An 883-nucleotide genomic window follows, 5' to 3' on the forward strand; every position below is an offset into this window, starting at 1 on the left:
GCCAACGCCAGCGCCAGCGTCTCCACCGCGGCCGAAGGAACCGCGCAGTCGTACACGGCGAAGGCGGGAATCCGGGCCCAGATCGATCCCCGGGGGAACTTCTCCGCGACGACGCCCGAGGAGATCAAGGAGACCCGCTCCCGCGCCGCTGCCGCCGCCGTCGCCGCCGGCATGCCTCTCTCCAGCGCGATGGACATCCCCCTCGCCGGACGCATCGTGATGCCGATGGCCGACGGGACCTACTCGTTCACCGATGGCTTCGGCGCCTCGCGGCCGGGCCGATCACACCTCGGCCAGGACTTCGCCGCCCCCATCGGCACCCCCATCAACGCAGCAATGAAGGGCTGCGTCTCGCGGTCCACCGAGAGCTACCAGGGTTACGGCGTCACGATCCAGATCGAGAGCATCGTCGACGGGCAGGCCGTGAGCACCGTCTACTCGCACATGACCTACGGCAGTCGCGCGGTCGAGGTCGGAGACTGCGTCGAGGAGGGCCAGTACATCGGCGACGTCGGCTCGACAGGGTACGTGTTCGGTTCGTGCCTGCACTTCGAGGTCCACATCAACACGGTGGCGGTCGACCCGCTTCCGTGGCTCAAGAAGAACGTGAGCTGACCGGCACCGCACGACCCCACGCCGCCTCTGCGATCACCGTAGGGTGGCGGGATGAGTGCACTGGTGATCCGCGACGCACGCGCCGAAGACGCCGAAGACATCGCTGGCGTGCACGTGCGTTCGTGGCAGGCCGCCTATCGAGGACTCATCGACCAGTCGGTGCTCGACAGCCTCTCCGTCGATGAGAGAGCCGCGGGCTGGCGGCGCATACTCGCCGAGCCGCTGCCGACGAGCCTGGGAACGCTCGTCGCCGTGCGCGACGACCGCC

1 protein-coding gene and 1 pseudogene are annotated in these 883 nt (G+C 68.7%); both read left to right on the forward strand.

Going from position 1 to position 883, the window contains the following annotated elements; all coding sequences use genetic code 11:
- On the forward strand, positions 1 to 615 hold a 615-nt coding region (locus tag KZA10_RS16330), incomplete at its 5' end, for a M23 family metallopeptidase (protein WP_218683415.1).
- Between the two features lie 51 nt (positions 616 to 666).
- A pseudogene (locus KZA10_RS16335) lies at positions 667 to 883 on the forward strand (GNAT family N-acetyltransferase); the annotation flags it as partial.

Source organism: Microbacterium sp. BF1 (genome assembly GCF_019279095.1).
In the GTDB taxonomy this organism is placed as follows: domain Bacteria; phylum Actinomycetota; class Actinomycetes; order Actinomycetales; family Microbacteriaceae; genus Microbacterium; species Microbacterium maritypicum.